Raw genomic sequence first — 2,508 nt, forward strand, 5'->3', positions numbered from 1 at the left:
CACGGCATCAGTGCCGGCAACAAGACTTCGCTATTCAGTTCGAGCTTGGGTAGATGCAACAAAATCATCGCCGGTACAGCGACATTAATGACATATTGGTTTAGCACTTGGCCAGTATTTACTGGCATCAAGTGCAAACGTTTCAAACTCAGGCCAACCGCAAGGTAAGCGAGTATGAGTAGCATGGCATCCATGGTTTTCTTGGCTTCCTCGATTAGCGACGTTTTGCTTTGGCAAAGGCTTCGGCAAAAGCGTTATTCGCTGGCAAAGATTCACTGCGCTTCGGTTTTTTGGTCGTAGTCGACGACTTGCGTCCAGCTGACACGGATGACGGCGCGGAAGCTTGGTCAACCGGATCGTGTAGTCGCATGGTCAAGGCAATTCGCTTGCGTTCAGTGTCGACCTCGATAACTTTGACCTTGACGACATCGCCGGCTTTGACCACGTCATGGGCATCGCTGACAAACTTGTCGGCCAATGCTGAAATATGAACGAGCCCGTCTTGATGAACGCCGATATCGACAAATGCGCCAAAGTTGGTCACGTTCGTCACGACACCTTCCAAGGTCATACCGATTTTCAAATCAGTGAGTGTTTCAACACCTTCTTTAAATTCTGCTGTTTTAAACTCGGGACGAGGATCGCGTCCGGGTTTCTCCAACTCACGAATAATATCGCTTACGGTCGGTACACCGAAATGCGCGTCAATGTAATCTCGCGCTTGCAGTGACTTGAGGAAACTACTGTCGCCGATGATGTCGCCGACCGCTTTGTCATTGGCGGCTGCGATACGTTCGGCGATTGGGTAGGCCTCTGGATGTACTGCAGAGCCGTCTAATGGGTTGCTCCCGCCCATGATGCGCAAAAACCCCGCAGCTTGCTCATAACTTTTTGGCCCCATGCGTGGCACCTTCAGCAATGACTTCCGGCTTGAAAATGCACCGTTCTGCTCCCGATAAGCGACAATATTAAGCGCTAAATTGCGATTCAGACCAGCCACTCGTGCGAGTAATGGCACCGATGCGGTGTTGACGTCAACGCCGACGGCATTCACACAGTCTTCGACCACTGCATCGAGGCTCTGTGCCAATAAGGACTGACTGACATCGTGTTGGTATTGGCCGACACCGATAGCTTTTGGCTCGATCTTAACAAGTTCAGCAAGCGGGTCTTGTAAGCGCCGAGCAATTGAAACGGCGCCGCGATAAGACACATCCAAATCAGGAAACTCAAGTGCGGCCAATTCTGACGCGGAATAAACCGATGCGCCGGCTTCACTGACCATGACTTTCGTCAGTTTAAATTTCGGATTGGCTTTCATCAGCTCAGTGACCAGTTTGTCAGTCTCTCGTGACGCGGTGCCATTACCGATCGCCACAAGTTCTACTTTATGCAGTTGGCACAAGGCCGCCAAAGACCGTAACGCTTTGTCCCATTGGTTTTGTGGCGCATGTGGAAACACGGTACTTTGCGCGAGGAGCTTGCCGGTACCGTCGACAACCGTGGCTTTCACGCCAGTCCGTAGCCCCGGGTCTAGACCAAGCGTGGTTCGTTGCCCAGCTGGCGCGGCCATCAATAAGTCTTTCAGGTTGGTGGCAAACACGTGTATTGCTGCAACCTCGGCTTGGTCGCGCAATTGACCAAACAAGTCAGTTTCCATTCGCGGTAGAATTTTAATCCGCCATGTCCACTGCACGGTTTGTTTGCGCCAAGCGCCAGCCAAACCCTGCTCGGTATCGAGGGTGAAATGATCGGCGATGATCGGTTCGTAAGCGCTCGTTCGAACACTTTCGTCCGTATCTGGATCGGCATTTAAGCGAATTTGCAAAACGCCTTCGTTACGCCCGCGGAACAGCGCAAGTGCGCGATGTGAGGGAATGCTGCGCAAACGTTCATGGTAATCGAAGTAATCGCGAAATTTCGACCCTTCCTGCTCTTTGCCTGGAGCCACGGTGGCGGTCATTTCGGCCGCTTGCCATAAACGTTGACGAATCGCTTTCAGCAGTTGGGCGTCTTCGGAGAACTGTTCCATCAGTATGAAGCGTGCGCCTTCTAAAACAGCTTTTGAATCGGCAAAACCGGCGTCGCAAGCTTTCGGCTAATGGACCAATGCCAGCTTCCAATGCAATTTGCCCTTTGGTGCGGCGCTTAGGTTTGTAGGGTAAGTAGAGATCTTCGAGTTCGGTTTTGGACTGACAGGTTTCAATCGCGGAGCGCAGTTCTGGGGAGAGTTTGTCTTGATCCGCAATGCTTTTGAGGATAACCGAGCGGCGTTCATGTAACTCACGCAAATAGCTCAATCGGCTGGCTAACGTTCGTAGTTGAGTATCGTCCAATCCGCCCGTGGCCTCTTTTCGATACCGGGCGATGAAGGGGACCGTGGAGCCTTCGTCAAGCAGCGTTATAGTCGCTGTAACTTGTTGCACATTACATTGAAGTTCGGCCGCAATGTGCGCCGCAATCGAAGAAGAACCAGCAGTCATACCCATCTCTTTTAGTAAATTAAAA

Annotated in this window: 1 protein-coding gene and 1 pseudogene; both read right to left on the reverse strand. The window is 51.7% G+C overall.

Features of this window, described 5'->3' with window-relative positions; genetic code table 11:
• Nucleotides 1-194: hypothetical protein (locus J5F18_RS16100; protein ID WP_346299564.1), on the reverse strand; the 194-nt coding region annotated here is incomplete at its 3' end.
• A gap of 161 nt (nucleotides 195-355) precedes the next feature.
• Nucleotides 356-2,483: pseudogene (locus J5F18_RS16105) on the reverse strand (Tex family protein); the annotation flags it as partial.
• Nucleotides 2,484-2,508: the final 25 nt, after the last annotated feature.

It is taken from the genome of Halomonas sp. BM-2019 (assembly GCF_017584085.1).